The sequence below is a fragment of the Deltaproteobacteria bacterium genome (assembly GCA_011773515.1).
Classification (GTDB): domain Bacteria; phylum Desulfobacterota; class Deferrimicrobia; order J040; family J040; genus WVXK01.
Window position 1 is genome coordinate 53,820 of the sequence record WVXK01000078.1, and the last position, 1,014, is coordinate 54,833.

General features: G+C 54.2%; 1 pseudogene (cut by a window edge). It reads left to right on the forward strand.

The features are described 5' to 3' along the window. Positions 1 to 761: pseudogene (serS, locus tag GTN70_09190) on the forward strand (serine--tRNA ligase) (it extends 488 nt beyond the left edge of the window). Positions 762 to 1,014: the final 253 nt, after the last annotated feature.

Consider the following 1,014-nt stretch of genomic DNA (forward strand, 5'->3'; position numbering starts at 1 on the left):
GGGCGCTGATAAATTTCATGCTCGACATGCACACCGGGGAGCACGGGTACACGGAGTACCTTCCGCCCTTCATGGCGAACAGGGAGAGCTTTATCGGGACGGGTCAGCTGCCGAAGTTCGAGGAGGATCTCTTCAGGGTCTCCGATACGGATTTTTACCTGGTTCCCACGGCCGAGGTGCCCCTTACCAATGTCGTCAGAGAAGAGATACTCAGGGAAGACGACCTTCCCCTGAAAATGACTGCCTATACGCCCTGTTTCAGAAAAGAAGCCGGGTCATACGGCAGGGACGTGAGGGGAATGATCAGGCAGCACCAGTTCAACAAGGTCGAACTCGTCAAGATAACCTCCCCCCACACGTCCTGGGACGAACTCGAGACGTTGACGCGCGATGCGGAGGAGGTGCTGCGAAGGCTCGGTCTCAGCTACCGGGTCGTTTCGCTCTGCACGGGCGACCTTGGATTCTCTGCGGCAAAAACCTACGATATCGAAGTCTGGGTTCCCTCGGAAGGGCGGTACCGGGAGATATCCTCCTGCTCAAATTTTACCGATTTCCAGGCGAGGAGGGCAAAGATACGGTACCGGGAGAGGGAAAGCAAAAAGGTACGGTTCTGCCATACCCTGAATGGCTCGGGCCTCGCCGTGGGGAGGACTGTCGTGGCGATACTCGAGAATTACCAGCAAGAGGACGGCACGGTAAAGGTTCCGGAGGCGCTCAAGGGGTACATGGGGGGGCTGGAGGTCATAGAATCAATCCGTTAGTCAAGAATCTCCTATTCTAATTGCATTGCGGAATTCGGATTGCGGAGTGCGGAATGAAAACCAGAACTTCAGAACAACAGAACAACAGAACTACAGAAGATCAACGTAGCAGAGTTTCAGATTGCTCGAGCAGCCGAACAGCCGAAATTCCGCAAAACAGGAATTTCAGGGAGCAGAGCACAGGGGCATTGTGATAATGCAGAGTCTAGAGTGCAGAAGGTAGAATAAAAAACCCGGTTCGGCGGTCAGTGTA